Source organism: Rhodomicrobium udaipurense JA643 (assembly GCF_000636015.1).
GTDB classification, from domain to species: Bacteria; Pseudomonadota; Alphaproteobacteria; order Rhizobiales; family Rhodomicrobiaceae; genus Rhodomicrobium; species Rhodomicrobium udaipurense.
Genome location: NZ_JFZJ01000053.1, coordinates 1 through 23,101 on the forward strand (window position 1 = coordinate 1; position 23,101 = coordinate 23,101).

Sequence of the window (23,101 nt, forward strand, 5' to 3'; positions counted from 1 at the left end):
AAGAAACGCCGCGCCATGTGATCGGCGCAACTCATCTATACGGTGAGTCGCAAAGCTTGATCGAAACTTTTGTTGATGGCGTGCGGCAATGTTTAGGTCTGTGCTTTTTGGGCCACATAAGATACAGCGGGGGTGTGAAGCCGGGGTGCAAGCCCCGGCTTCCGTCTTTTCATGGCGCCGCCATCCCGCCTGCGTTTTCGAGCGCTTATCGCTTCAATAGCGCGCATTAGATCAGGCTGCGTTAAATCGAACTCGATTTGACTCAGGCTGATCGCCAACGGCGACTTACAGCGTCGCGCCGCGTCCGATTGACGGTACGACGCTGTAAATTTCCATCCAAGCATTCTGCTCAGAACCCGCGCCCGCTTTTTTGGACGCGTCCCGGCTCGCGAGCATTGTCATCAATCTGCTCAATGCCCCCCGCGCCTGTTCGAGCAGAGATGTGCCATCGGCTCCGGCTTCAAAGCTGCCCTCCGCTGGCGCGCTCCAGCGGCACCGGCGGGAGTTTCGTCGTCCCTTTCCCGACGAAACCCGGAACCATCGTAGCGCGCGGCTCAATAGCGCCACGCGACGTTTCCAAACGCCACTCGCAAAGCGGAAATTCCATCTAATCGTCGGTTTGCGAGTTGTCTGCCCCGTTCAACGGCGCGATCATGGCCGCGTCCCAGCGAATCCGGCGAGCCCATGACTCACGCAAACGATACGTCCGCCCTGAAATCCTCCGTCATCGCAGCCATCGGCAATACGCCGCTGATCCGCCTCAAGCGCGCCTCCGAAGAGACGGGCTGCGAGATCTACGGCAAGGCCGAGTTCATGAACCCCGGCCAGTCGGTGAAGGACCGGGCGGCGCTCTTCATTGTGGAAGACGCCGTGAAGCGCGGCCAGCTCAAGCCGGGCGGCACCATCGTTGAGGGCACGGCGGGCAACACCGGTATCGGTATCGCGCTTGTCGCAAACGCGCTCGGCTACAAGGCTGTGATCGTGATCCCCGAGACGCAGAGCCAGGAGAAGAAGGACGCGCTCCGACTTCTGGGTGCGACGCTCGTCGAGGTTCCGGCGGTGCCGTACAAGAGCCCGAATAACTACGTGAAATACTCGGCGCGGCTCGCTCATAAGCTCGCGGCGGAACGGCCCGAAGGTGCGGTGTGGGCGAACCAGTTCGACAACATCGCAAACCGGCGCGCGCATATCGAGACGACAGCGGAGGAAATCTGGCGGCAGACCGCCGGGCGCGTGGACGGCTTCGTGTGCTCGGTCGGCACCGGCGGCACGCTCGCGGGCGTATCGCTCGGGCTCAAGGCGAAGCGCCCCGGAATCGTCGTCGTCGTCGCGGACCCGTTCGGCTCGGCGATCTACAGCCACTATGCTCACGGCAGGCTCGAAGCCACCGGCTCATCGATCACCGAGGGAATCGGTCAGGGCCGCATCACCGCAAACCTCGCCGGCGCGGGGGTCGATGGCGCTTATCAGATCCCCGACGAGGAAGCGCTCGACGTGGTGTTCCGCCTTCTCAGCGAGGAGGGACTGTGCGTCGGCGGCTCGACCGGCATCAATGTGGCGGGCGCGGTGCGGCTCGGACGCGATCTCGGCCCCGGCCACACCATCGTGACGATCCTGTGCGACTACGGCACCCGATACCAGTCGAAGCTGTTCAACCCGGAGTTTCTGCGCGGCAAGGGGCTGCCCGTGCCGCCGTGGCTCGACGCGCCTCAGACGCTGCCGACCGTTTTCGAAGGCTGAGCGGCGCGTCGGATCGGGCGTTTCGCGCCGATAAAGCTGGCATATTCCGGGCGCGCGGCGAAATCCGCTAGCGTCCAGAGCGCGGGCGTGCCGACATGTTTCGCAAGATGCGCGACAAGCCCCGCGCCCATGTAGACCCCGACATGCGCGCCATAGGCTTCGGCTTCGCGGTTGAAAGCAGGAGGTCGAGCGGTTTAAACTCGCGTGTCACGCGCGTGAACACCTCGTCCTCCCACAGCTCGCTCGACCGGAAATCCGCGATCTCGCAGCCGTAATGCCGGATCACCGCATAAGCGAAGCGCTGGCAGTTCGCTCCGTGCTTGGCGATGCTACCTGTGCAGCCAGGGATGCTTCGCGCGTCGTAGCGAATGGCGCTCAGCGCAGCCGGGATCGCGAGCGGTTCCGATGCTTCATTTGACGGCACAATGTCGCTCCCAGTGGACCCGGCGCGCCTTTGACGCATTATCCATACCGTTCCGCGCGACCGCAGGTTACCCTATACAAAATCACCGATTCAGGGGGAAGCAATGACCGATTTTTCGTCCAAGTGGCTGGTCGAGACGGACTGGCTTGCAGAGCGGCTCGGCGCGCCGGGCCTTGTGGTGGTCGATGCCGGCCTCGCCATGCCAGCCGATGCGCGTCCGGCGAACGAAGTCTATAACGAGGCGCATATCCCCGGCGCGCTCTATTTCGACATAGAGGCGCTGTCCGACACCAACTCGCCCTATCCGCATATGCTGCCATCGCCGGAAAAGTTCGCGTCGCGCATGCGCAAGGCGGGCATCGGCGACGGCATGAAGGTGGTCGTCTATGACTCGAAAGGCCTGTTCAGCGCGCCGCGTGCGTGGTGGATGTTCCGCGTCATGGGCCATGAAGATGTCGTGGTGCTGAATGGCGGACTGAAGAAATGGCTCGCGGAAGGGCGTCCGGTTGAAGCGGGTGCGCCGACGCCGCGCTCCGAGCGGCATTTCACGGCCCGCAAGAACAGCGAGCTCGTGCGCGAAATCGACGACATGATCCACATCGTGGAAGGCGGCCGCACGCAGATCGCCGATGCGCGTTCAAAGCCGCGCTTTGAGGGTGCAGAGGTGGAACTTCGCCCTGTCGCGCGGCTTGGTCATATGCCGGGAGCGCGGAACGTGCCGTATGGGTCGTTGATCGCGCCGGACGGGACACTGAAGCCAGCGGCGGAGTTGCGCGCTGCGTTCGAAGCGGCGGGCATTCATCCGGAAAAGCCGGTCATCACCACATGCGGGTCTGGCGTCACGGCGTGCATTCTGGCGCTCGCGCTGGCCGTAACCGGCAACGAGCACGCCGCAGTGTACGACGGCTCATGGGCGGAATGGAGCGAGGTGCCGAAAGCGCCGGTTACGACGGGTCCGGCCTGATCGGGAACGGCGACGGGCCGCTTTAGCGGCGCCGTCAACGCGCAGCATTCGCCACGTCGCCTCAGGCGGCGTGGCGGTCGTTCCATGACAGGCCGACGCGGCCATAATAGAAGCCGTTCACATACGGCACAGGTTCGGTGAGAGGACGAAGCTTCGCCTCGGCTTCCCCTGGCGCGAGTTTTCCGTCGAGCGTGTCGCGGAAAAGGCGCGCGACATCAACCATATCGACAGCCTGCGGCGAGAGGCGGAAATGCGTCACGCCCATGGTGCGCAGCGCGTCAAGCTCGTGCAGCAGCACGCCATAACCGTTCGACATCGTCGACGTGCCGTTGATGGTGAGAATGTCGTCTCCGGTCACGGTCGTTGCGTTGAGGCCGTTCGGATCGAGGCCGCAAACGAACTGGCACGAGTCTTTGGTGAGGCCGTTGGCGCGCGCATGATAGCAGCGCATCGCGATCGACAGCGTCTGCTTGCCGAAAACCAGCACCTCGATTTCGAGCTTGCCTGCGTTGTCGGCCAGCACCTTGATCGAGGTCGCGGGCGCTTCCACGGGCAGCACCACGCGGAACGCGCCGTTCTTCGCGACGAAGTCGCGCGCGCCCTCGTTGAACACGTTGATGAACGGGCCGATGATGTGCGGGCGGCCATGCAGCGCTTCTAGGCATGCGACGTCGTTCGCTTCCACGATCAGGTCGGCGTCGGCGGCCTCGCGGATCGCCTTCACCTCGCGCGGCTGCGTGACCAGCGCCAGCGTGGACATCACCACTTCCTTGCCCGCAGATTTCAGCCGGTCGATGACTTCCGGGAGATGATCCTGAAAGAACGGCTCACGCTTCGAGCAGATCACTTCGCCGACATAGACGGAGTCGACCGGCATCTCGTCGGCGGCGCGGAAGTAGAAGTCGCGGCGCGCTTCCGGCGTCCAATGGTGGAGGAGCGGCCCAAGCGTCAGCTTGGCCGTCTTTGCGTTTTCGTTTGGCATCAGCGCCAGCCCTTCTTGTACGCGCCGAACGTCTGACGGCCGCCCTCTGAGAGGTCGCTAAGGTCGTCAGTCGAACGGGTCTCGCCCGTTTCCACCGCGTCGAGTGCCTTGCGGAACGCGCTCACCACTTCGGCCACGTAGGCCTTGCTTCTCTGGCGGCCTTCGATCTTCAGGGCCGTCACACCGGCCTTCTTCAGCTCGGGGAGGATGTCGAGCGCGTTCAGCGCGATCGGCTCCTCGAAGATGTAGCCCGCCTTGCCGCATGCGACGTAGCGCGCTTTGCACGGCGTCGGATAGGCGGCGCCCTCGCCCTTGGCGACGCGGTTCAGCACGACATCGCCGAGGCAGGACAGCACGAAGTCACCCTCTTCTTTGTAGGTGACGTGGCTTGCGGGCGCGCAAGCGCCCTCGCTCGTCGGGGAGAGGCCGGTCATGTAGGAAGAGAGGAAGCAGCGGCCTTCGGACATCGGACCAACGGAGCCGTAGCCGAACACCTCGATTTCCATGCCCGTTTCTTTCGCCACATGCGCCACCTCGTCGACGGAGAGGATGCGCGGCAGCACCACGCGCTTCACGCCGAACTGGTCGCGATAGTAGTTGATGGACAGCGGGTTCGCGGCGGACGCCTGCACGGACAGATGGCGGCGCAGGTTCGGATGCTTGTTCGCGGCATAGTCGAGCACGCCGATGTCGGCGAGGATGACGGCGTCAGCGCCCGCCATGGCGGCGTTGTCGATGGCGTCTTTCCACGACTTCATCTCGCCAGCGGGCGGGAACGTGTTGATGGCGACGAGCACCTTCGCGCCCTTCGAATGGGCGAAAGCCACGCCTTCGACCATCTCGTCCACGTCGAAATTCAGGCCGGGATAGTTGCGCGCGTTGGTTCGGTCGGCAAAGCCGCAATAGACGGCGTCCGCGCCAGCCTCAATGGCCGCCCGGAGCGCTGCCGGATTGCCGGCTGGGCTGAGAAGTTCAAGGGAATGGTGTGTCATGAGTGTGCCGGGTCCTGGCTCGCCCCTTTCGCGAGCTTCTCCCGCACTTCGAGCTTGGCGATGCGGGTCTGGAGCGTTTTGAGTTCGGCCTTGAGTGCGTCGCGTTCGTTGACCCAAGCTGGGGCCGCAGCGTCCGCCGTCTTGTCTTCGCGAAGGGAGTCGATGAACTCGGCGGCGCGATGGCGCGCGGCTTCACGGGCGCGTCCGATAGCGGTCAGCGCGCGTTCGGCGGGCTTCTGAAGCGGACCGAACATCGAGGTGACGTCAGCGAACAGGTCGATTTCCTCGCGGTCGAGCGTGTTGCGCAGCGCGACCACGGCAGCCGTGTCGCCCGCTATGACGAGGCCGCGGGTGAAGAACAGCGCGTCGCCATCGATGCGGCCCTGAAGCAGGTTCAGGAGAACGTCGATGTTGCCTTTAATGCAGGCGTCGCCGGGCGTTTCGTCGCGCGGATCGAGGAGACGCACGAACGCCTTCTCGTCGCCGCCGAACTTCAGCGCGAAGCGGTGCGGCAGATCCGACGGCTCGACGTGGATCACATAGGGCTTGAGCCGCGCCAGATTCTTGAACAGGCGCGGGTGCGCGCGCTCCATCTTGCGCAGGAGTGCGTCGATAGCGCGCGCCAGCACAAAGGGCGGCGCGACGGTCATGGCGCCGCGAACGAGGGGCGCCGGCAAATTCGATGGCTTCATGGGGCCGGATGATGAGTAAAGATCGATCAACGGTCAAGCCGAAACGCGGCGCGTCATCTGGAAGCGGGGGTGGCATTTTGTCGACCACATTCAGCCAAAAGAAATGGCCGGGAAAAACCCGGCCATTCGAGAGGCGAACGCTATGCCGCTGGTTGCTCGTCCGGCGGATGCGGAGTCTGCCGCTCGTAGGCCGAGCCGAGCAGCCGCTTCTTCACCCGCTCGCGCACCGATTGGAACACCACATACAACATCGGAATGATGAGGATGCCGACGAAGCTCGCCGCGAGCATGCCCGCGAACACGGGCGTGCCCACATCGCGCCGCGTGATCATCGCCGCGCCCGTCGCCACCACCAGCGGATAAAGGCCGAGGATGAAGGCGATGGACGTCATCATCACGGCGCGGAACCTGGTCCGCGCGCCACGCACGGCGGATTCCATGATCGGAACGCCCTTGTCGTGCTCTTCCTTCGCGAATTCCACGATAAGGATCGCGTTCTTTGCCGCGAGCGCGACAAGCACGACGAGACCGATCTGCGCGTAAAGATCGAGCGTCAGCCCGGCAATCAGAATGCCCGCCATCGCGCCGAGGATCGCGACCGCGATGGAGAGGATCACCGATATCGGGATGGACCAGCTTTCGTAGAGGCCTACGAGGAACAGGTAGGCGAATAGCAGCGCCAGCGCGAGGATGACGCCGGTCTGGCCAGAAGCCTCATGCTCCTGAAACGCCGTGCCAGTCCATTCGTAGGAGAATCCGCTCGGCAGCGTCTTCTTCGACACTTCATCCATCGCCGCGAGCGCAGTACCCGACGAAACGCCGGGAGCCGGGCTACCCGTGATCGAGACCGACCGATAGTTGTTGTAGCGCGATATGACCTGCGGGCCGACCACGATCCGCGCCGAGGCGATGGACTGAAGCGGCACCACAGCGCCCTTGTTGTTGCGGATGTAGATCCGCCAGAGCGATTCGAGATCGGTTCGATTCTCGGCGATGCCCTGGATGTTCACCTGCCACGTTCGGCCAAACATGTTGAAGTCATTGACGTAGATGCCGCCGAGCGTCGCCTGTAGCGCGGTGAAGATGTCGTTGATGTTGATGCCGAGCGTCTGCGCCTTGTCACGGTCGATGTCGAGGAAGATGGACGGATTGTTGGCCGTGAACGTCGAGAACACGCGAGTGAGGCGCGGGTCCTGATTCGCGGCCGCAAGAAGCCCGCCCATCACGCTGCCGATCTTCGCCGGATCCTGACCTTCAAGCGCTTCGAGCTGATATTCGAAGCCACCGCTGGTTGAAAGACCGATGATCGGCGGCACGTTGAACGCGAAGATGTTCGCCGTTCGTATGCCTTGGGTCATCGCGAAGGTCTTGCCCATCAGCGCCTGAACCGAGTTCTCGCGTCCGGGTCGGTCGGCGAACGGTTTGAGCCTGACCACCATGAAGGCGGAATTCGACGCCGCGCTCTGATCGAGGAACGAGAAGCCGATCACCGAAAAGGTCTGGTAGACCTGCGGCTGCTTCAGCATCATCCCTTCAACCTGTTTGGCCACCTCGGTCGTACGCGACACGGAAGCGCCATTTGGAAGCTGGATCACAATGAAGAACGCGCCCTGATCTTCTTCGGGCAGGAAGCCCGTCGGCGTCTTGAGGGACAGGAAGTAGGCGCCTGCCGCGAAGCCGCCGATAATGAACAGCGAGACAACCGCAACACGGACGAGGCGTGTCACCACCCAGGCGTAGGAATCGCGCGTGTTGTCGATGCGTCTCATGACCCAGCCCATGACGCCTTGTTTTGCGGCGGGCCTCAGGAATACGCGGCAGAGCGCGGGCGACAGCGTCAACGCGACGATCGCCGAAATCAGCATTGCGATGGAGATTGTCACGGCGAACTGCCGGAACAACTGTCCCGTGATGCCGGGAAGGAAGGCGGTCGGGACGAACACCGAGAGCAGCACGAGGGTGATCGCGATGATCGGCCCCGTGATCTGGTTCATGGCCTTTTTGGTGGCCTCCGCCGGTGACAGGTCCGGCTCCTCCTCCATCACGCGCTCGACGTTCTCCACCACGACGATGGCGTCGTCCACCACGATGCCGATGGCTAGCACGAGAGCCAGTAACGAGATCGTGTTGGCCGAGTATCCGAGGAGCAGAAGGAAGGCGAATGTGCCGACGAGACTGACCGGCACCGCAATGGCCGGAATGATCGTCGCCTTGAGGTTCCCGAGGAACAGGAAGACGACAATCACCACGAGGACGAACGCTTCTATGATCGTCTTTATGACTTCGTGGATGGTGTCGGAAATGAAGGTCGTCGAATCGAAGACGACGAGATAATTCAAGCCCTGCGGAAATCGGGGTTTCAACTTCTCCATCGTCGCGTTGACGCGGGCAGCCGTTGCCACGGCGTTCGCACCCGGCGCAAGGTAGATGCCCATCGCGACGGCAGGCTTGCCGCTGAGCCGGCTTTCCGAATCCTCGTTCTGCGCGCCGAGTTGCACCTGCGCAACGTCTCGGACGCGCAGCGCAGACCCGTCGGGGTTGGCGCGAAGGATGATATCGCCGAACTGCGCGGGTGTGGAAAGGCGACCCTGCGTTTGCAGATTCATCTGGAATTGCTGATCGGGACTGATCGGCCTTGCGCCGACGCGGCCGACCGGGGCCTGAATGTTCTGCGCCTGAATGGCCCGGATCACGTCGGACGGCATGAGGTTGAGGCTCACGAGCCGCTCGATGTCGAACCAGATGCGCATCGAATAGTTGAGCCTGCCGAACAGCGAGGCCTGGCCGACGCCCGGCGTGCGCGCTATCTCGTCCAGCACGTTGATCGTGGCATAGTTCGTGATGAAGAGCGGGTCTTGTTCGCCCGTCTCGCTGTAGAGCATCATGAACTGGAGCACGGCGGACGAGCGCTTGCGCGTTATCACGCCTTGCTGCGTCACGATCTGCGGCAATTGCGACTGCGCGGACTGCACGCGGTTCGTCACGTTAACGGTGTTGATGTCGGGATTCGTGCCGAGCTCAAACGTGAGCGTGAGCGTATAGGTGCCGTCGTTCGCGCTGTTCGACTTCATGTACAGCATCTTGTCGACGCCGACCATCTGCGCTTCCAGCGGCTGCGCCACGCTGGTTTCGACCACTTCAGCCGACGCGCCCGGATAGTTCGCCGTGACCTGCACCTGCGGCGGCACGATGTCCGGGAACTGCGAGACGGGGAGATTGATGAGGCCGAGAATGCCCGCGATCGTTATCACGATCGACAAGACGATCGCGAGGCGCGGCCTGTCGATGAAGACCGAAGAAATCATGGAATCACCGCTTCCCGTCGTCGGGCTTCTTGGTTGCCGGAGCGGCGGGAGCGCCATTCGCGGAAGTTGGCTGCGCGGCGTTCGACTGCGCGCCCGGCTGCGGCGCTGGCGGTCCCGGCAAAACCGGCTGGCCTGGCTTCACGCGTTGCAGCCCCTCGACCACAATGTTTTCGCCCTTCGTCAACCCTTTGAGGACGAAGGCGGTCGCGCCCGTCGTCTGCCCGAGTTCGATGCGGCGCAGCTCAGCCTTGTTGTCGGCGCCGATCACAAAGACGTAATCGCCCTGCTGGTCCGTCAGCACGGCGGCACGTGGGACCGCAACCGCCTGAACGGGTTGAACGCCTTCGAGGATCACGCGCACGAATTCCCCGTCCGAGAGCGTACGGATAGCTACGCCCTTTGAAATCGTCAGTTGTGGATTCGGGATCGTACCGCGAAGGATGATCGTGTCGGTGTCGGTCGACACGGTGTTGTCGACGAAGTTGACCTCGCCTTCCTTTTCGTAGATGCGGCCATCGGGAAGCCTGAGCTTGATGCGAACGGCCTCGAAGCCGCCCCGCGTCGCATAGCGTGCGACCAGTTCATTGACCGCGCGTACCGCAACCGGGAAGACGACATACATCGGATCCTGACTGACGATGGTCGTCAACGTCCCCGAGCTTGGCGTCACATAGTTGCCCTCGGTGATCGCGGTACGGCCGATCTTGCCGGTGATCGGCGCGACGATGTCGGTGTAGCCGAGATTGATTTCCGCCGTCTGCAATTGCGCCTGAGCGCCGAGCACCTGCGCTGCGAAGCTCCGCTGCTGGGCGAGCGCGCTGTCATAAGCAGATTGCTGACCGGCGGGACCGCCAAGCAGAGATTTCGCGCGGTCGAGCGTCAGCTTCGCGTTTTCGAGCTGCGCCTTCAGTTGGTCCACAACGGCGCGCCGCGCGTCCACCTCGGCCTTGAAAGGCGGCTGCTCGATGCGGTAGAGCGACTCGCCTTTCTTGACTTCGGACCCTTCCTCGAAGAAGCGCTTTTCCAGAAAGCCCGACACGCGCGCCACGATATTCACGCGATCGGTCGCCTGAATGCGCCCGAGAAACTCGCTGGTTTGGGTCAGCGGCTGTTCTTCCACACGGACCACGCCGACCGCAGGCGGCCCCGCTCCGGGAGCTTGAGCCTCGGCGCCCTCGGGAGCAGCTAAAGCGGAAACGATGGGGAGAAGCGCCCACAGCAAACGACGCGTCTTGCGAAGCCGGAAAGTCAAAGCGCCCTCATCAGATATCGTTGGCGTCAAAATTTCAAATCGGTAGGCTTTCGGCATTTCAATCGCTTGCGAGCGTGCGAACGTCCCTTTGCGCGACGAATTGCCCGAGTGCGGACCTATAGAGTCTTTTGCGGCAAGACAACCGTCTCTTTGTATCCAACTTTACCGCGTGCCGGTGAGTTCTCGGTAAGCGTGCCAACTCGCGTGACCGACGAGTGGGAACGCGATCGTGAGGCCGACAAAGAGGGTCAAGCAGCCGAGCGCTACAATTCCGAGGATAAGAGCCGCCCAGAGAAGCATCGCCTCGGGGTTGGTCCGCACGGCCTGCACGCTCTGGATGATCGCCGTCACGACATCCACGTGGCGGTCGAGCAGCATCGGCACGGAAATCGCGGAGATCGCATAGGCGACGAGGGCGAAAAGCGCGCCAACAGTCGTTCCGACAATTGCAAGGCCGAGCCCGTGCCAGGTGAACAGGAGCGTCGAGACCAGTGTTTCGGCGGAAGGATAACTCGCGGCACCGAAAAACAACATGAACAGCAGAAACGCGACGCGCATCCAGAAGATGAAGAGGAGCAGCAGCGCCACACCGAAAAGTGCAAGGCGCGAGCCGTTCTCGCGGATCACGGCGGAGATATCGGCCCAGGACGTCGCCTCCCCGCGCTCGCGCTTGCGGCTGATTTCGTAAAGCCCGACTGCGAGCACCGGTCCCAGGAGGAGGAAGCCTCCGGCGAGCGGCAGGATCAGAGGCAGCGCGCTCGAAAGCGCGAGGGCGAGCAGGAAAAACCAGGCGATCCCCGCGAACACCCCGCCATAGATCAGGCTGATCTGTGGCGTTGCCCAAAGATCGCGCCAGCCCGCCGCCAGCCAGTTCCAGGGAGCATCGAACGGGACGCGCACAATGGCAGGAGCGGCGTCGCCGCTTTTGGAAGCCGGAGCGGTATCATCATGTGTGGACGTCATCGCGAACTCCCCTTTTTCAGGCCACTTCATGGCAAAGATGGGTGCGGCCTTTTTTCTCGTTTGACACAGGTCAAAATTCTTCCCCATCATTCTCACAGGGATAAGATGGTTCCGAAGAACCGCTTTTCGTAGGGAGCCCCTTCCGAGGGTCGTCCATCCGCTTGGAAATGTTTCTGTCCATCGACCAGGCAAGCCGCTGCACCACATGCGCGATAAGGCATCGGTCCATATGCGACGCGTTGAGCGCGACGGAGATTCTGAGCCTAAATCGCATAGCGCGCAGCCGCGTGGTCCCTGCCGGCCAGATGATCCTCGGCGAAGGGCAGGCGCGGAGCGTTTTTGCGAACATCGTGTCCGGAGTCGTCAAGCTGACGAAGACGCTCGATGACGGGCGGCAGCACATCATCGGCCTGTTGTTCGCATCGGACTTTCTCGGCAGGGCTTACCGCGCGGAAAATCCCTACTTTGCAGAAGCCGCAACCGACGTAGAACTCTGCGTTTTCCCGACGGCCGGGTTCGAGCGTTTGCTCGCCGAGCACCCGGGGCTGGAACACCGGCTTTTTCAATACACCCTGACAGAACTCGACGCCTGCCAGGAATGGATGCTTCTTCTCGCCCGGAAGAAGGCGGAAGAACGCGTGGCGAGCTTCCTCCTGATGATCGCGAAGCGCGTGCCCAATATGGAGTGCTCGCGCGTTGAAAGGCGCGATGAGGTTCACTTCGTTCTACCGCTGTCGCGCGCCGAGATTTCCGATTGCCTGGGCCTCACCATCGAGACCGTGAGCCGCCAGATCACGCGACTTAAGACCCGAGGGGTCATCGAACTGGTGAATTATCGCGAGATCCTGATCCCGGACCTCGCGCGGCTTCAGGAAGCTGCCTACGACGCACCTGCCAAGGTGCCTTCACCAAAAGCGCGGCGAAGCGTCCCCGCCGAGGATTGAGGGTTTCGAGCGAAGTCGCTCGCTACGGCTCACCGAGCGCCGTTCTCGCTGGCTGCGGAATGTCGCGCGCCACACGAAAGCCGAGCATCGGTGCTCCGATATCGGCGAATTCCCGGGCGCGTGCCGAAAACCGGGCCGCGTCGCCTCGCGTCGCCCCACGCACCACGCGATAAGCGCAATCTCCGCCCGAAGCAGAGAGCCACGCCGCGCCGTCGCCGGGCGCGCGGTCGTAGCTCGCGTGCCAGCAATCCTCGACCCACTCGAAGACCGTGCCGGTATAAAGGCCCCACGCATTCGCGCTCGTCATGCTCGCGCGTTCAAAGCGCATGCGGCCGAAAGGCCCGCCGTCCGCCATCGGATCGAATGGCGGTCGGGTCGACCGCTCCGAGCCGTCGCGGTCGGAGGTCGCGCGCAGCGCATATTCCCATTCCGCCTCGCTGAGCAGCCGGTAGCGCCGCCCGGTAATCTGGCTCAGCCAGTCGACATAGCCCTTCGCGTCAAACCATGTGAGCCGCGTCGCCGGAACGGTCGACCCGACCGCGAGAAGCGACGACAATGTGAGTCGACACACACCGGCGTCCACGCAGGCGCGCCAGTTTCCGGCCGAAATCACGCGCTTCGAGACCGCGAGCGGCTTCTTGAGGACGACGCGATGGGCCGGAGCTTCCTCGGGCCGATAGCCCGCGCTTTCCGGGCGCGCGCCGACCACCACCTGCCCGGCCGGGATAACGACCATCTCGGGACAATGGGGGCAATCGGCGAAGCTTTCGCGCCGCCCGTTACCCGGTTCGAACTGCTGCACGATCTCGTGCGAGACCGAACCGGTCGACACATCCAGCGCGCCGTTAACGGATGGCGGCGCCTTTTTCGAAGAGATCTTCGACTTGGGATCGGGAAATGGCGGCGCCGGGTAATCGGGTGCGGCAACGCCTTCGTTTCGCTCGGTCGGGGGGTCGATGACAGTGTTGTTGTCGAGCGTAACCTGCGGCAGCGGCGGCGCATCGTGTTTTTCAGCGGCGGGCTTTTCGAGCGAGGCCGTTCGCCGCATTTTCACCGTTTCAGCGGGAGCGGCGGGCGTGGGAACCGCCGCCTCCTGCGAAGCTGACGCTGATTGCGCGGTGGCGGAAGCCGCCGTCTGCTGCGGCGCGCTGGACTCCGCATTGTCCGCCTTTTCGGCTGCGGCCTGCCCGGCGGATTGTTGGCCTTGCGTCGCGGCCTCGCGCGGCTGCCGGTCGGTCTTCGTCGCAGCAATGCTCAGCGAGTCCTGCGATTTCGGAGTTTCCTTCGTTCCGCCGAAGTAGAATGCGCTCCCAACGGCGAAGACTGCGACGACAACCCCTGCCGCGACGCCCGCAAAGAAGGCATTCGGGCGCATGAGGCGCTCGCCCAATCCAGCCAATTGACGTCCGTGAGACAATTCTTCGTCATAGGCCGCGCGGCGCTCGGGATCCTTCAGCGTTTCGTAGGCTTCCGTCAAGCGGCTGAAATCGAGATCGGACGCCACGCCCGAAGCCTGTTGGCTATCGGGGTGATATTTCTTGGCGAGCGTCCGAAAGGCCCGACGGATTTCGACGTCGGTCGCGTTTCTCGTAACGCCGAGAATGCTATAAAAATCCGGCTCACCGTGCATGGGTTATTGCCTGACCGCCACATTATGATTTTGCGCGCCTTAGGGCACAGGCCGCGCTGTTATAAGGTAGGTCGCCGTCTAAGGCATTGATGGGGCGCATTTGCGGCAACCCCCGGGCCAGATCGGGAGAAATCATGCGGTCGCTTTTCGGGCTCACGTCGCAAACCAAAGCGCCTCTCGCGTCGTGTTTTAGAAATCCGGAGAGGCTCCGAGCCTCGCACGGAATCGCAAATAAAGAGGTCGGCACAGCGCTGCCATGCCGACTTCAAATGCTATCGCCGAGCGCCGCTGCGGCACCCTGACAATCAAGCTTTGTGGTCTCGCTCTGGTTCCGGCAAAACGAACCGTTTCGCCGGAGGAGAGCTTAGAACAGCTTCGAAATGGCGACCAGCCCGAGAGCCAGAAGAAGGGCCTTCGCCGCGCCATCCGGGTTGAAACTGGCGATAAGGCTGTTTACAAAATCGATCGGAGCGACGAGAACGTTATATCCGACAAGCGCCGCGATGACGATGCCGAGAAGCCAAAGCAAGTAGCTCACTCTCATTGTAGTCCCCCAAGTTTTTTACGGCAGGCAAAACGCAGGAATACCAGCCGAAAGCTAAAGAAAGCGCCCCCCTTTTACAAGGGGCATGACGCCACAATTCATCCGTGTGCACCGCTGATCTCGGAACGGCGGATGACGAAGCCCGTCCCCGCACGTGGACAGGCGCGGCACACGCCGCGCCTCAGTTTCCCCGTTAGATCGCCTTGACGATTTCTTCCGTCATCTTCTTGGCGTCGCCGAAAAGCATCATCGTGTTGTCGCGGTAGAACAGCGTGTTGTCGATGCCTGCATAGCCGGAAGACAATGACCGTTTGATGAACATCACGGTTCCCGCCTTCCACACTTCCAGCACCGGCATGCCGTAGATCGGCGATGACGGATCTTCCTTCGCCGCCGGGTTCGTCACGTCGTTCGCGCCGATGACGAATGCCACATCCGCCTGCGCGAGTTCCGAGTTGATGTCCTCAAGCTCGAAGACCTCGTCGTAAGGCACGTTCGCTTCGGCGAGCAGCACGTTCATGTGGCCTGGCATGCGGCCCGCGACAGGGTGGATCGCATATTTCACCTCGACGCCGGCCTCCTTCAGCTTGTCGGCCATCTCGCGAAGCGCGTGCTGCGCCTGCGCGACCGCCATGCCGTAGCCCGGCACGATGATGACCTTCGACGAATTCTTCAGGATGAACGCCGCGTCATCGGCGGAACCCTGCTTCACTGGGCGCTGTTCGGTCGCACCGCCCGCCGCTGAAGTCTCGCCGCCGAAGCCGCCGAGGATCACCGAAATGAACGAGCGGTTCATGCCCTTGCACATGATGTAGGACAGGATTGCGCCCGACGAACCGACGAGCGCGCCGGTGATGATGAGCGCGGTGTTCGACAGCGTGAAACCGATGCCCGCCGCCGCCCAGCCGGAGTAGGAGTTCAGCATCGAGACGACCACCGGCATGTCCGCGCCGCCGATGGGCACGATCAGCAGGATGCCGAATACGAAGGACGTCACCGCGATGGCCCAGAACAGGTTCGTGTCCTGCGTTTGCACGAAAAGCACGATCATCGCGACGATGCCGACCGCGAGCGCCAGATTGATGAGGTGGCGCGCGGGCAAGAGGATCGGCTTGCCGGACATGTTGCCGTTGAGCTTCGCAAACGCGATGAGCGAGCCCGAGAAGGTGATCGCGCCGATCGCGACGCCGAGCGACATTTCGACGAGGCTCTGCGCATAGACCGCGCCGGGCGTACCGATGCCGAAGGCTTCCGGCGCGTAGAGCGCGGCGGCGGCCACGAATACGGCGGCGAGGCCGACGAGGCTGTGGAACGCGGCGACGAGCTGCGGCATGGCCGTCATGGCGATGCGCCGCGCCGCGACCGCGCCGATGCCGCCGCCGAGCGCGATACCGCCCGCGATCAGCAGCCAGCTTTCGTTCGTTTCCGGCCGCGCAACGCCGAGCGTGGTGGCGGTGGCGATGGCCATGCCGATCATGCCGAAAGTATTGCCCTGCCGCGAGGTTTCGGGCGACGAAAGCCCCCGCAGCGCAAGGATGAAGAGCACGCCGGAGGCGAGGTAAAGGAGAGCAACCAGACTAGGGTTCATTACCGGTCACCCTTCTTTTCTTTTTTCTTGTACATGGCGAGCATTCGGCTCGTGACGAGGAAGCCGCCGAAGATGTTCACCGAGGCCATCACGAGCGCGAGGAAGCCGAACAGCTTCGCCCAGAACGTGCCGCCGGTGGAGATCACGTCCGCCGCCTCGACACCGACCGCGAGCAGCGCGCCGACCACGATCACCGAGGAAATCGCATTCGTGACCGACATCAGCGGCGTATGCAGCGCGGGCGTCACGCTCCACACCACGTAGTAGCCGACGAAGATCGCCATCACGAAGATCGACAATTCGTAGACGAAGGGCGAAACGCCGTGCGAGCCTTCGGAGGCCGCGAGCGCCGCGCCGGGCGCGAGCATGGTCAACGCCGTGAGGGCAAGCCCCCCGAGCGCCGGGTAGAGCTTCGTTTTCATCAGGCACCTCCCTTGAGGCGCGGATGCACGATCTGGCCGTCTTTGGCGATCAGCGTGCCCGCGATGATTTCGTCGTCCCATTTGATGGCGAGCTTGCCGTCCTTCTTGTCGATCAGCGGTTCGAGGAAGGCATAAAGGTTGCGCGCGTAGAGCGCCGAGGCGTTGCCCGGCACCTGGCCCGCGAGGTTCGTCTGGCCCATGATGGTGACGCCCGCATGCACGACGATCTGGCCGGGCACCGTGCCTTCGACATTGCCGCCGCGCTCCGCCGCGAGGTCCACGATCACGGAGCCGGGCTTCATGCTTTCGACCATCTCGCGCGTAACGAGGCGCGGCGCGGGGCGGCCCGGAATGAGCGCGGTCGTGATGACCACGTCCTGCGCCGCGATGTGGCTGGCGATCAGCGCCGCCTGCTTTTTCTTGTACTCGTCCGACATTTCCTTGGCGTAGCCGCCAGCGGTTTCAGCCGCCTTGAACTCTTCGTCCTCGACCGCGATGAACTTCGCGGCAAGGCTCGCCACCTGTTCCTTCGCGGCGGGGCGAACGTCGGTCGCGGAGATCACTGCACCATTGCGGCGCGCTGTCGCGATGGCCTGAAGGCCCGCCACGCCAGCGCCCATGACGAAGACGCGCGCGGCCGGAACCGTGCCCGCCGCTGTCATCATCATCGGGAAAGCGCGGCCGAAATGCGCCGCAGCGTCGATCACGGCCTTATAGCCCGCAAGGTTCGACTGCGAAGACAGCACGTCCATCGACTGCGCGCGCGTGATGCGGGGGATAAACTCCATCGCAAACGCCGAGACGCCCTTAGCCGCGAGCGCTTCAAGCTCGTCGCGCGCGCCGAACGGGTCGAGCATGGCGACGACAATGGCGCTCGGCTTGAGCGCGGCGAGTTCCTCCGCCGAGGGGCGGCCGACTTTCAGAAGCACGTCGGCTTCGCGCACCGCTTCCGCCGCGCTTTCGACGATTTCCGCGAGCGCCTCGGCAAACAGCCGGTCCGGCAGGAATGAACGGTCGCCCGCGCCCGCCTGAAACACGACGCGCGCGCCGAGACCTTTGAATTTTTTCGTGGTTTCAGGAGACAAGGCGACCCGCGTTTCGCCCTCTCCCTCCCGGGTTACGGAGATTGTGATCATGAGCCTATTGGAACGTTGGGGCTTCGATTAGGACATCGCCGCACCGCCAGCGGCATGGCGACAACCGCACCAGACTTGTCACAGAGTGTTTTCAGCGTTGCCGGCAACGATCCAGGCCGACATGTCCACGGTTTCAACCGCTTCCGTTCGCTCCCCATTCATCGCCGGACCCCTTTTTTTGTTAGCCGAACATTTACACAAGTTTCTGCGACCGCCAAGTGTTGAACTCTGTATGCGCCATGCTAAATGAGCGCGCCATTGCCCAAATGGCTAGCATCGCGGCGCGGCGAAGCGCGCGAAACCGGGGGAGTTTATTGCGTATGTCGAATTTCGATTGGAGTGTGAGCATCGTCCGTGGCGTGATGATTCCGCTCGGTCTTTCCATGGCGCTCGCGGGGGCGGCGTCGGCGGAAGACGAAGGCGAGAAAGCCAAGCTTTCGCAATGCGCCAAAGACCTCTGTTCGATCATCGTCTCAAAGGACGCGAACGGGCCGGACGTGACCTGCGACGTAACCAAGACGTGGCAGAAGGAAGAAATCCAGAAGGGCGCCGAACAGAAAAAACTGTCCTGGGGCCAGGGCTCGGCAAAGTGCAGCGCGAAAGTCAGCGTGAAGCGCGCCGATATCGTCGCGTCGCTCACGAAGCCGGATCATGAGCTGAAGGTCGAGAAGCAGGCCGTGTCCTGCGAGATCGGCGAAAGCAAATATCCCATCAGCGCCACGCTTGCGCCCGAGCTGAAGTTCAAGGACGGAGCGTCAACGAACGCGGCCCTCCATATCAACGACATCCAGGGCGCGACGCTGATCAAGGGCGCGGTCTGGACGGCGGCGACGCTCGAACAGAATTTCGGCCTGTTCGAAAAGGATCTCGTGCGCGAGATCAACCGCTTCGTCTCGAAGGAATGCCCGAAGATCCTCGAAGCTAAATAAAGGCGAAAGCCGCAGGTGCCCGGAGATCGTGAAGCCCGCGGTCTCCGTCTCTCACGGCAGCACAGCGATTGCCTCACGCGCTCCACCGCCGCTATCCGCCTTCTATCGGAGCGCTCTACTGCGCTTCACCGCGATGCGGAACGCTCCGCTTCGACCTCCCGCAGCGCCTGATCGATGACGTGCCTCCAGTGAAACAGATCTATGCAGGCCGCGACATAGCCGATTTTCTGCACCATCAGTGCGATACGCTCCTCCACATAAGCGGTCCGAGTATAGGCGTCGAATTCGGTGGCGACATCGGCGGAAACGCGCAAGAGCGATTGTGACATGGCGATTGACGCAGAACTGAGCAAAAACCTTTCATAATTTCTATCCCCGCGTTTACTATTCCGCAAGTACAATCTTGGATTGTATAGGGTTCGCCATCGTTCCGGCGTATGTGGCCGCGTGCGCTAGCCAACGACCGCCGGGAACCAGCGCCCGCTCCGCCCCGCGCCGATGGAATAACGCAGCACGGCGTCGTGCTGATGCTTTGGCGTCTCGGAGATGAACTGATCCTTCACGACGGGATGGAGCAGCATCTTTTCCCAGGCCGCGTGACGCCGGAAATTCTCGAAAAATGCTCGCAAAAGATAGCCGAGCGTGCAGAGCGGCACCCCGACCGCGCGGGGCGTGCTGCCGATGGCACCGGCATAGGCGGCTGTGATTTCGAGGATCAACCCCTGATCGGTCGCATGCTCCGCTTCGAGTTGGCAGAGCATGGGTTCGACACTCTCGCGACTGTCGCAAAGGCTCCTGACGAGCGGGAACAGGAACTTCTCATGGATGAACATGTGCCGGTCAAACGCCCGGTCGAGGAAGGCAATCTCCCTCGCTGTCCTTCTTAGCTTGCCGCTTCCCGGCAGGCCGTCCGCGATGCTTTCCAGGCGCGTGCAGATCCGCAGCATGCGCCTCTGATCGCGTTCGAGCAGGGAGAGAAACGCCTCGCCGAGAGGCTTCGGAATCCTGTTGTTATGCTCGCTGCTTCCCGGGTCGTGCACCGTGTTCTTCCCAGTCTCGTTTTCCTCAAGAATGCGCCGGGTACAACCTCGCGCCTTGATCGAGGTCAAGCGGCCACGGCAAAGCCGCTCGCCCTTCGAGGGGAAAAGAACGCGGCCTCTCGGAAAAGTGAAGCCAATAAAACCCTGTCAATCCTGCAACTTCATGATGGATGTGTGTTAGGCCACCCCTGGAATTGATCGAAATCAAGGCCGCCAAGCGGCAGCGTAGGAATTCTCGCAAAGATCGCAAACGTAGGCCCGCATTCGTCGGCTGACGGGGAGAACATCATGGAAGTTGCGAGCACTAAAACAGGAGGCGCGGCGCTTCTCGATTGGGGAGCGCTCGGCCTCACTCTCGGGGGGTTGGCCCTCGGTGTCTTTATAGCCCTATTCTCGCCCGACAGCGTGATGCAGTTTCATGCCGTCATCTTCGCGCTTTTTGCTCTGGCTGGAACCGTCTTCCTGGCGGGCAAGGCCTTTTCGAGCGCGCCCAGCCAACCAGCCGACTTCTACGCGGACAACGTCGTAAAGGCGGGCACGATCGCAACGGTGTGCTGGGGCGTGGCGGGTTTCATGCTGGGCGACATGATCGCCTGGCAACTTGCCTTTCCGGCGCTGAACTTCGACCTGCCATGGACGAACTTCGGCCGCCTGCGCCCGGTTCATACCTCGGCCGTGGTTTTCGCCTTCGGCGGCAACGCGCTGCTCGCCACCTCGATGTACGTGGTGCAACGGACCTGCAAGGCGAAACTCTTCGGCGGCTGGCTACCGTGGTTCGTGTTCTGGGGCTACCAGCTCTTCCTCCTCATGGCGGCTTCGGGCTACCTCCTCGGCGTCACCCAGAGCAAGGAATACGCGGAACCGGAATGGTACGTGGACCTGTGGCTGACCATCGTCTGGGTGGCTTATCTGCTCGTCTTCCTCGGCACGATCATGAAACGCCGGGAGCCGCACATCTATGTGGCGAACTGGTTCTACCTCGCGTTCATCGTCACCATCGCGATGCTGCACATCGTGAACAACCTCGCGGTGCCGGTGTCCTTCCTCGGAACGAAGAGCTATTCGGCCTTCTCCGGCGTGCAGGACGCCATGACGCAATGGTGGTACGGCCATAACGCGGTTGGCTTCTTCCTGACCGCCGGCTTCCTCGGTATGATGTATTACTTCGTGCCGAAGCGCGCCGAACGACCGGTCTACTCCTACAAGCTGTCGATCGTGCACTTCTGGTCGCTGATCTTCCTCTACATCTGGGCCGGTCCGCACCATCTGCATTACACCGCGCTTCCCGATTGGGCGCAGACCCTCGGCATGACGTTCTCGATCATGCTCTGGATGCCCTCGTGGGGCGGCATGATCAACGGCCTGATGACGCTGTCCGGCGCGTGGGACAAGCTGCGCACCGATCCCGTGATCCGCTTCCTCGTCGTGTCGGTCGCCTTCTACGGCATGTCGACCTTCGAAGGCCCGCTGATGGCCATTCGCTCGGTAAACTCGCTGTCGCATTACACCGACTGGACCGTCGGCCACGTGCATTCCGGCGCGCTCGGCTGGGTCGGCATGGTATCCTTCGGCGCGATCTACTGCCTCGTTCCGTGGCTGTGGAAGCGTCGGGGCCTGTATTCGCAGCGCCTTGTCGAGTGGCACTTCTGGGTCGCGACTATCGGCATCCTGCTCTACATCACCGCCATGTGGGTTTCCGGCATCATGCAGGGCCTGATGTGGCGGGCGACCGACGCACTCGGCGTGCTGCAATACTCGTTCGTTGAAAGCGTCGAGTCGATGCACCCCTATTACGTCATCCGCGCCACGGGCGGCCTCCTCTATCTCACCGGCGGGCTGATCATGGCCTACAACGTGTTCCGCACCATCCGCGGAGACGAGCCGGTGGACGTCGCCGATCAGCCCAGGATTGCAGCCGCGCCTGAGCTTCGCACCCCGCAACCCGTTCCGGCCGTGTAGGAGGCGAACATGAAACTCAGTCACGCACCGTTCGAGAAATATTCTCTCGTCCTCCTCGTAGGCATCCTCTTCGTGGTCTCCATCGGCGGCCTCGTGGAGATCGCGCCCCTGTTCTGGTTGAAATCGACCATCGAAAAGGTGGAAGGCGTGCGGCCATATTCGCCGCTCGAACTCAAGGGCCGCGATGTCTACATCCGCGAGGGTTGCTACGCCTGCCATAGCCAGATGATCCGCACGCTCAAGGACGAGCTTGAGCGCTACGGTCATTACAGCCTCGCAGCGGAGAGCATGTACGATCATCCGTTCCAGTGGGGATCGAAGCGGACGGGCCCCGACCTCGCCCGCGTCGGCGGCAAATATTCGGACGAGTGGCATGTCGCGCACATGACAGCCCCTCGCTCGATCGTGCCGGAAACCGTCATGCCGGGCTATCCGTTCCTTGGGAAGCGCAAGCTCGACTACGACGACATTTCCGAACGTCTGAAGACGCTCCGCGAAGTCGGCGTGCCCTACACCGACGAGCAGATCGAGAACGCGAAGCTCGACATCGTCGCGCAGACGAAGCCCGACACGCCGGAAGCCTCGGCCGTTGCCGCGCGTTACCCGAAAGCCGTCGTTCGCAAGTTCGACGCCAAGCAGGGCGATGTGACGGAACTCGACGCGCTGATCGCGTATCTCCAGATGCTCGGCACGCTCGTCGACTTCGCGAAGTACGACGCATCCGGCCCGAACCTGCGCTGAGGAGGAGGACACCATGACTTACGAAACTGTTCGTTCCCTCTCCGCGATGACGGGCCTCTTCATCTTCGTGACGCTCTTCATCGGCGTGCTGGTCTTCGTTTTCTGGCCCGGCAACCAGAAGGGCTTCGACGAAGCGAGCCGCATTCCGCTGGATTCAGACGACTTTAGCGCTGGGGGCAACAATGGCCGATAAGCACGAGCAAATAGTAGACCCCCACACCGGCACTGCCACGACAGGTCACGAGTGGGACGGCATCGCCGAACTCAACACGCCTCTGCCGCGCTGGTGGCTGTGGACGTTCTACGCCTGCATCATCTGGTCGTTCGGTTACTGGGTCGCCTACCCGACATGGCCGCTCGTGTCCGGCTACACCAAGGGGCTGCTCGGCTATAGCGAGCGGACGAACGTAACCGAGGCGCTTCAGGCGGTGCGCGACGGCCAGGCAAAGCTGAACGAAGCTATCGTCAAGGACAGCTTCGCCGACATCAAGGCCAATTCGCAGCTTCTGAACTTCGCGCTGGCCGGTGGCAAGGTCGCTTTCGGCGACAATTGCGCGGCGTGTCACGGGCGTGGTGCGCAGGGCAGCCCAGGCTTTGCGAACCTCAACGACGACAACTGGATCTGGGGCGGCACGTTCGACCAAATCCTTCAGACGATCCAGTATGGCATCCGAAGCGACCATCCGGAGACGCGCATCTCCCAGATGCCCGCATTCGGGGTTGACGGTCTACTGACGCCCTCCCAGATCAGCGACACGGCAGAGTTTGTCCGCTCGCTCTCGAACCTTCCGCATGACAGCGCGGCTGCCGAGCGCGGCAAGGCGGTCTTCCAGGGCGACGGCGCCTGCGTCACC

Annotated in this window: 23 protein-coding genes; 9 read left to right on the plus strand and 14 right to left on the minus strand. The window is 62.6% G+C overall.

Translation table 11 applies throughout. The annotated features are described in order from the left end of the window. Both T281_RS19385 and T281_RS09340 read left to right on the plus strand, forming a co-directional pair. Nucleotides 1-230: hypothetical protein (locus tag T281_RS19385; RefSeq protein ID WP_210164075.1), on the plus strand; the 230-nt coding region annotated here is incomplete at its 5' end. A 454-nt stretch (nucleotides 231-684) separates the two neighbouring features. Continuing rightward, a complete protein-coding gene (locus T281_RS09340; protein WP_037237716.1) occupies nucleotides 685-1,740 on the plus strand; it encodes a cysteine synthase A in 1,056 nt (351 codons plus the stop codon). A gap of 67 nt (nucleotides 1,741-1,807) precedes the next feature. Here T281_RS09340 and T281_RS09345 read toward each other — a convergent pair whose 3' ends face one another. Beyond that, nucleotides 1,808-2,164, minus strand: coding sequence for a hypothetical protein (locus T281_RS09345; protein WP_052037313.1), 357 nt, complete (start codon nucleotides 2,162-2,164; stop codon nucleotides 1,808-1,810). 103 nt (nucleotides 2,165-2,267) lie between these two features. On the opposite strand from T281_RS09345, the gene sseA reads away from it, so the two are divergent. Beyond that, entirely contained in the window at nucleotides 2,268-3,128 is an 861-nt protein-coding gene (gene sseA, locus T281_RS09350; protein ID WP_037237730.1) for a 3-mercaptopyruvate sulfurtransferase, read from the plus strand. Between the two features lie 61 nt (nucleotides 3,129-3,189). On the opposite strand, the gene ubiV is transcribed toward sseA, so the two are convergent. From ubiV to T281_RS09380, 6 genes are all read right to left on the minus strand, one after another. Beyond that, entirely contained in the window at nucleotides 3,190-4,110 is a 921-nt protein-coding gene (gene ubiV / locus T281_RS09355; RefSeq protein WP_037237733.1) for a ubiquinone anaerobic biosynthesis protein UbiV, read from the minus strand. Then, complete coding sequence (ubiU, locus tag T281_RS09360; protein ID WP_037237736.1) at nucleotides 4,110-5,102, minus strand: ubiquinone anaerobic biosynthesis protein UbiU; 993 nt, start codon at nucleotides 5,100-5,102, stop codon at nucleotides 4,110-4,112. Before ubiU ends, ubiV begins: the two co-directional genes overlap by 1 nt. Continuing rightward, entirely contained in the window at nucleotides 5,099-5,779 is a 681-nt protein-coding gene (gene ubiT / locus T281_RS17705; protein ID WP_162173150.1) for a ubiquinone anaerobic biosynthesis accessory factor UbiT, read from the minus strand. Before ubiT ends, ubiU begins: the two co-directional genes overlap by 4 nt. A 155-nt stretch (nucleotides 5,780-5,934) precedes the next feature. After that, on the minus strand, nucleotides 5,935-9,099 hold the full coding sequence (locus T281_RS09370) for an efflux RND transporter permease subunit (protein WP_037237739.1): 3,165 nt from the start codon (nucleotides 9,097-9,099) through the stop codon (nucleotides 5,935-5,937). Between the two features lie 4 nt (nucleotides 9,100-9,103). Then, on the minus strand, nucleotides 9,104-10,351 hold the full coding sequence (locus T281_RS09375) for an efflux RND transporter periplasmic adaptor subunit (protein WP_037237742.1): 1,248 nt from the start codon (nucleotides 10,349-10,351) through the stop codon (nucleotides 9,104-9,106). Nucleotides 10,352-10,513: 162 nt separating this feature from the next. Beyond that, nucleotides 10,514-11,314 carry a DUF2189 domain-containing protein gene (locus T281_RS09380; RefSeq protein ID WP_162173151.1) on the minus strand — a complete coding sequence of 267 codons (801 nt, stop codon included), beginning with the start codon at nucleotides 11,312-11,314 and terminating at the stop codon, nucleotides 10,514-10,516. A gap of 287 nt (nucleotides 11,315-11,601) precedes the next feature. Between T281_RS09380 and T281_RS09385 the strand changes: the two genes are divergently transcribed. Further along, nucleotides 11,602-12,258 carry a Crp/Fnr family transcriptional regulator gene (locus T281_RS09385; protein WP_245269201.1) on the plus strand — a complete coding sequence of 219 codons (657 nt, stop codon included), beginning with the start codon at nucleotides 11,602-11,604 and terminating at the stop codon, nucleotides 12,256-12,258. A 22-nt stretch (nucleotides 12,259-12,280) separates the two neighbouring features. On the opposite strand, the gene T281_RS17710 is transcribed toward T281_RS09385, so the two are convergent. From T281_RS17710 to T281_RS09410, 5 genes are all read right to left on the minus strand, one after another. Continuing rightward, nucleotides 12,281-13,888 carry an SUMF1/EgtB/PvdO family nonheme iron enzyme gene (locus T281_RS17710; RefSeq protein ID WP_052037317.1) on the minus strand — a complete coding sequence of 536 codons (1,608 nt, stop codon included), beginning with the start codon at nucleotides 13,886-13,888 and terminating at the stop codon, nucleotides 12,281-12,283. 364 nt (nucleotides 13,889-14,252) lie between these two features. Further along, complete coding sequence (locus T281_RS09395; protein ID WP_013420507.1) at nucleotides 14,253-14,432, minus strand: hypothetical protein; 180 nt, start codon at nucleotides 14,430-14,432, stop codon at nucleotides 14,253-14,255. Nucleotides 14,433-14,625: 193 nt separating this feature from the next. After that, nucleotides 14,626-16,020 (minus strand): NAD(P)(+) transhydrogenase (Re/Si-specific) subunit beta, encoded by a 1,395-nt coding sequence (locus T281_RS09400; RefSeq protein ID WP_037237744.1) that lies wholly within the window; start codon nucleotides 16,018-16,020, stop codon nucleotides 14,626-14,628. Next, nucleotides 16,020-16,442: a proton-translocating transhydrogenase family protein gene (locus T281_RS09405; RefSeq protein WP_037237756.1), complete on the minus strand. Its 423-nt coding sequence runs from the start codon at nucleotides 16,440-16,442 to the stop codon at nucleotides 16,020-16,022. Before T281_RS09405 ends, T281_RS09400 begins: the two co-directional genes overlap by 1 nt. Continuing rightward, nucleotides 16,442-17,575 (minus strand): Re/Si-specific NAD(P)(+) transhydrogenase subunit alpha, encoded by a 1,134-nt coding sequence (locus tag T281_RS09410; RefSeq protein ID WP_037237793.1) that lies wholly within the window; start codon nucleotides 17,573-17,575, stop codon nucleotides 16,442-16,444. Before T281_RS09410 ends, T281_RS09405 begins: the two co-directional genes overlap by 1 nt. 323 nt (nucleotides 17,576-17,898) lie before the next feature. On the opposite strand from T281_RS09410, the gene T281_RS09415 reads away from it, so the two are divergent. Next, nucleotides 17,899-18,507 (plus strand): hypothetical protein, encoded by a 609-nt coding sequence (locus T281_RS09415; protein WP_037237759.1) that lies wholly within the window; start codon nucleotides 17,899-17,901, stop codon nucleotides 18,505-18,507. 125 nt (nucleotides 18,508-18,632) lie between these two features. Here the strand turns inward: T281_RS09415 and T281_RS09420 are convergent, their stop codons facing one another. Continuing rightward, nucleotides 18,633-18,836 (minus strand): hypothetical protein, encoded by a 204-nt coding sequence (locus T281_RS09420; RefSeq protein ID WP_037237762.1) that lies wholly within the window; start codon nucleotides 18,834-18,836, stop codon nucleotides 18,633-18,635. Between the two features lie 123 nt (nucleotides 18,837-18,959). After that, on the minus strand, nucleotides 18,960-19,547 hold the full coding sequence (locus tag T281_RS09425; RefSeq protein ID WP_155955184.1) for a hemerythrin domain-containing protein: 588 nt from the start codon (nucleotides 19,545-19,547) through the stop codon (nucleotides 18,960-18,962). Nucleotides 19,548-19,835: 288 nt separating this feature from the next. On the opposite strand from T281_RS09425, the gene ccoN reads away from it, so the two are divergent. The 4 genes from ccoN to ccoP all read left to right on the plus strand — a co-directional run. Continuing rightward, a complete protein-coding gene (ccoN, locus tag T281_RS09430; RefSeq protein WP_052037318.1) occupies nucleotides 19,836-21,506 on the plus strand; it encodes a cytochrome-c oxidase, cbb3-type subunit I in 1,671 nt (556 codons plus the stop codon). 9 nt (nucleotides 21,507-21,515) lie between these two features. Beyond that, nucleotides 21,516-22,247, plus strand: coding sequence for a cytochrome-c oxidase, cbb3-type subunit II (gene ccoO / locus T281_RS09435; protein WP_037237774.1), 732 nt, complete (start codon nucleotides 21,516-21,518; stop codon nucleotides 22,245-22,247). Nucleotides 22,248-22,260: 13 nt separating this feature from the next. Further along, complete coding sequence (locus tag T281_RS09440; RefSeq protein WP_037237777.1) at nucleotides 22,261-22,440, plus strand: cbb3-type cytochrome c oxidase subunit 3; 180 nt, start codon at nucleotides 22,261-22,263, stop codon at nucleotides 22,438-22,440. Continuing rightward, nucleotides 22,430-23,101, plus strand: a 672-nt coding sequence (gene ccoP / locus T281_RS09445) for a cytochrome-c oxidase, cbb3-type subunit III (protein ID WP_037237779.1), incomplete at its 3' end; no start/stop codon positions are given. The genes T281_RS09440 and ccoP, both read left to right, overlap by 11 nt.

Bases quoted from the DNA above. Each gene is read 5' to 3' on its own strand.
- T281_RS09340 (WP_037237716.1), top strand. From the start codon at position 685: ATGACTCACGCAAACGATACGTCCGCCCTGAAATCCTCCGTCATCGCA.
- sseA (WP_037237730.1), top strand. From the start codon at position 2,268: ATGACCGATTTTTCGTCCAAGTGGCTGGTCGAGACGGACTGGCTTGCA.
- ubiV (WP_037237733.1), bottom strand. From the start codon at position 4,110: ATGCCAAACGAAAACGCAAAGACGGCCAAGCTGACGCTTGGGCCGCTC.
- ubiU (WP_037237736.1), bottom strand. From the start codon at position 5,102: ATGACACACCATTCCCTTGAACTTCTCAGCCCAGCCGGCAATCCGGCA.
- T281_RS09370 (WP_037237739.1), bottom strand. From the start codon at position 9,099: ATGATTTCTTCGGTCTTCATCGACAGGCCGCGCCTCGCGATCGTCTTG.
- T281_RS09380 (WP_162173151.1), bottom strand. From the start codon at position 11,314: ATGACGTCCACACATGATGATACCGCTCCGGCTTCCAAAAGCGGCGAC.
- T281_RS17710 (WP_052037317.1), bottom strand. From the start codon at position 13,888: ATGCACGGTGAGCCGGATTTTTATAGCATTCTCGGCGTTACGAGAAAC.
- T281_RS09395 (WP_013420507.1), bottom strand. From the start codon at position 14,432: ATGAGAGTGAGCTACTTGCTTTGGCTTCTCGGCATCGTCATCGCGGCG.
- T281_RS09400 (WP_037237744.1), bottom strand. From the start codon at position 16,020: ATGAACCCTAGTCTGGTTGCTCTCCTTTACCTCGCCTCCGGCGTGCTC.
- T281_RS09405 (WP_037237756.1), bottom strand. From the start codon at position 16,442: ATGAAAACGAAGCTCTACCCGGCGCTCGGGGGGCTTGCCCTCACGGCG.
- T281_RS09415 (WP_037237759.1), top strand. From the start codon at position 17,899: ATGTCGAATTTCGATTGGAGTGTGAGCATCGTCCGTGGCGTGATGATT.
- T281_RS09420 (WP_037237762.1), bottom strand. From the start codon at position 18,836: ATGTCACAATCGCTCTTGCGCGTTTCCGCCGATGTCGCCACCGAATTC.
- ccoN (WP_052037318.1), top strand. From the start codon at position 19,836: ATGGAAGTTGCGAGCACTAAAACAGGAGGCGCGGCGCTTCTCGATTGG.
- ccoO (WP_037237774.1), top strand. From the start codon at position 21,516: ATGAAACTCAGTCACGCACCGTTCGAGAAATATTCTCTCGTCCTCCTC.
- T281_RS09440 (WP_037237777.1), top strand. From the start codon at position 22,261: ATGACTTACGAAACTGTTCGTTCCCTCTCCGCGATGACGGGCCTCTTC.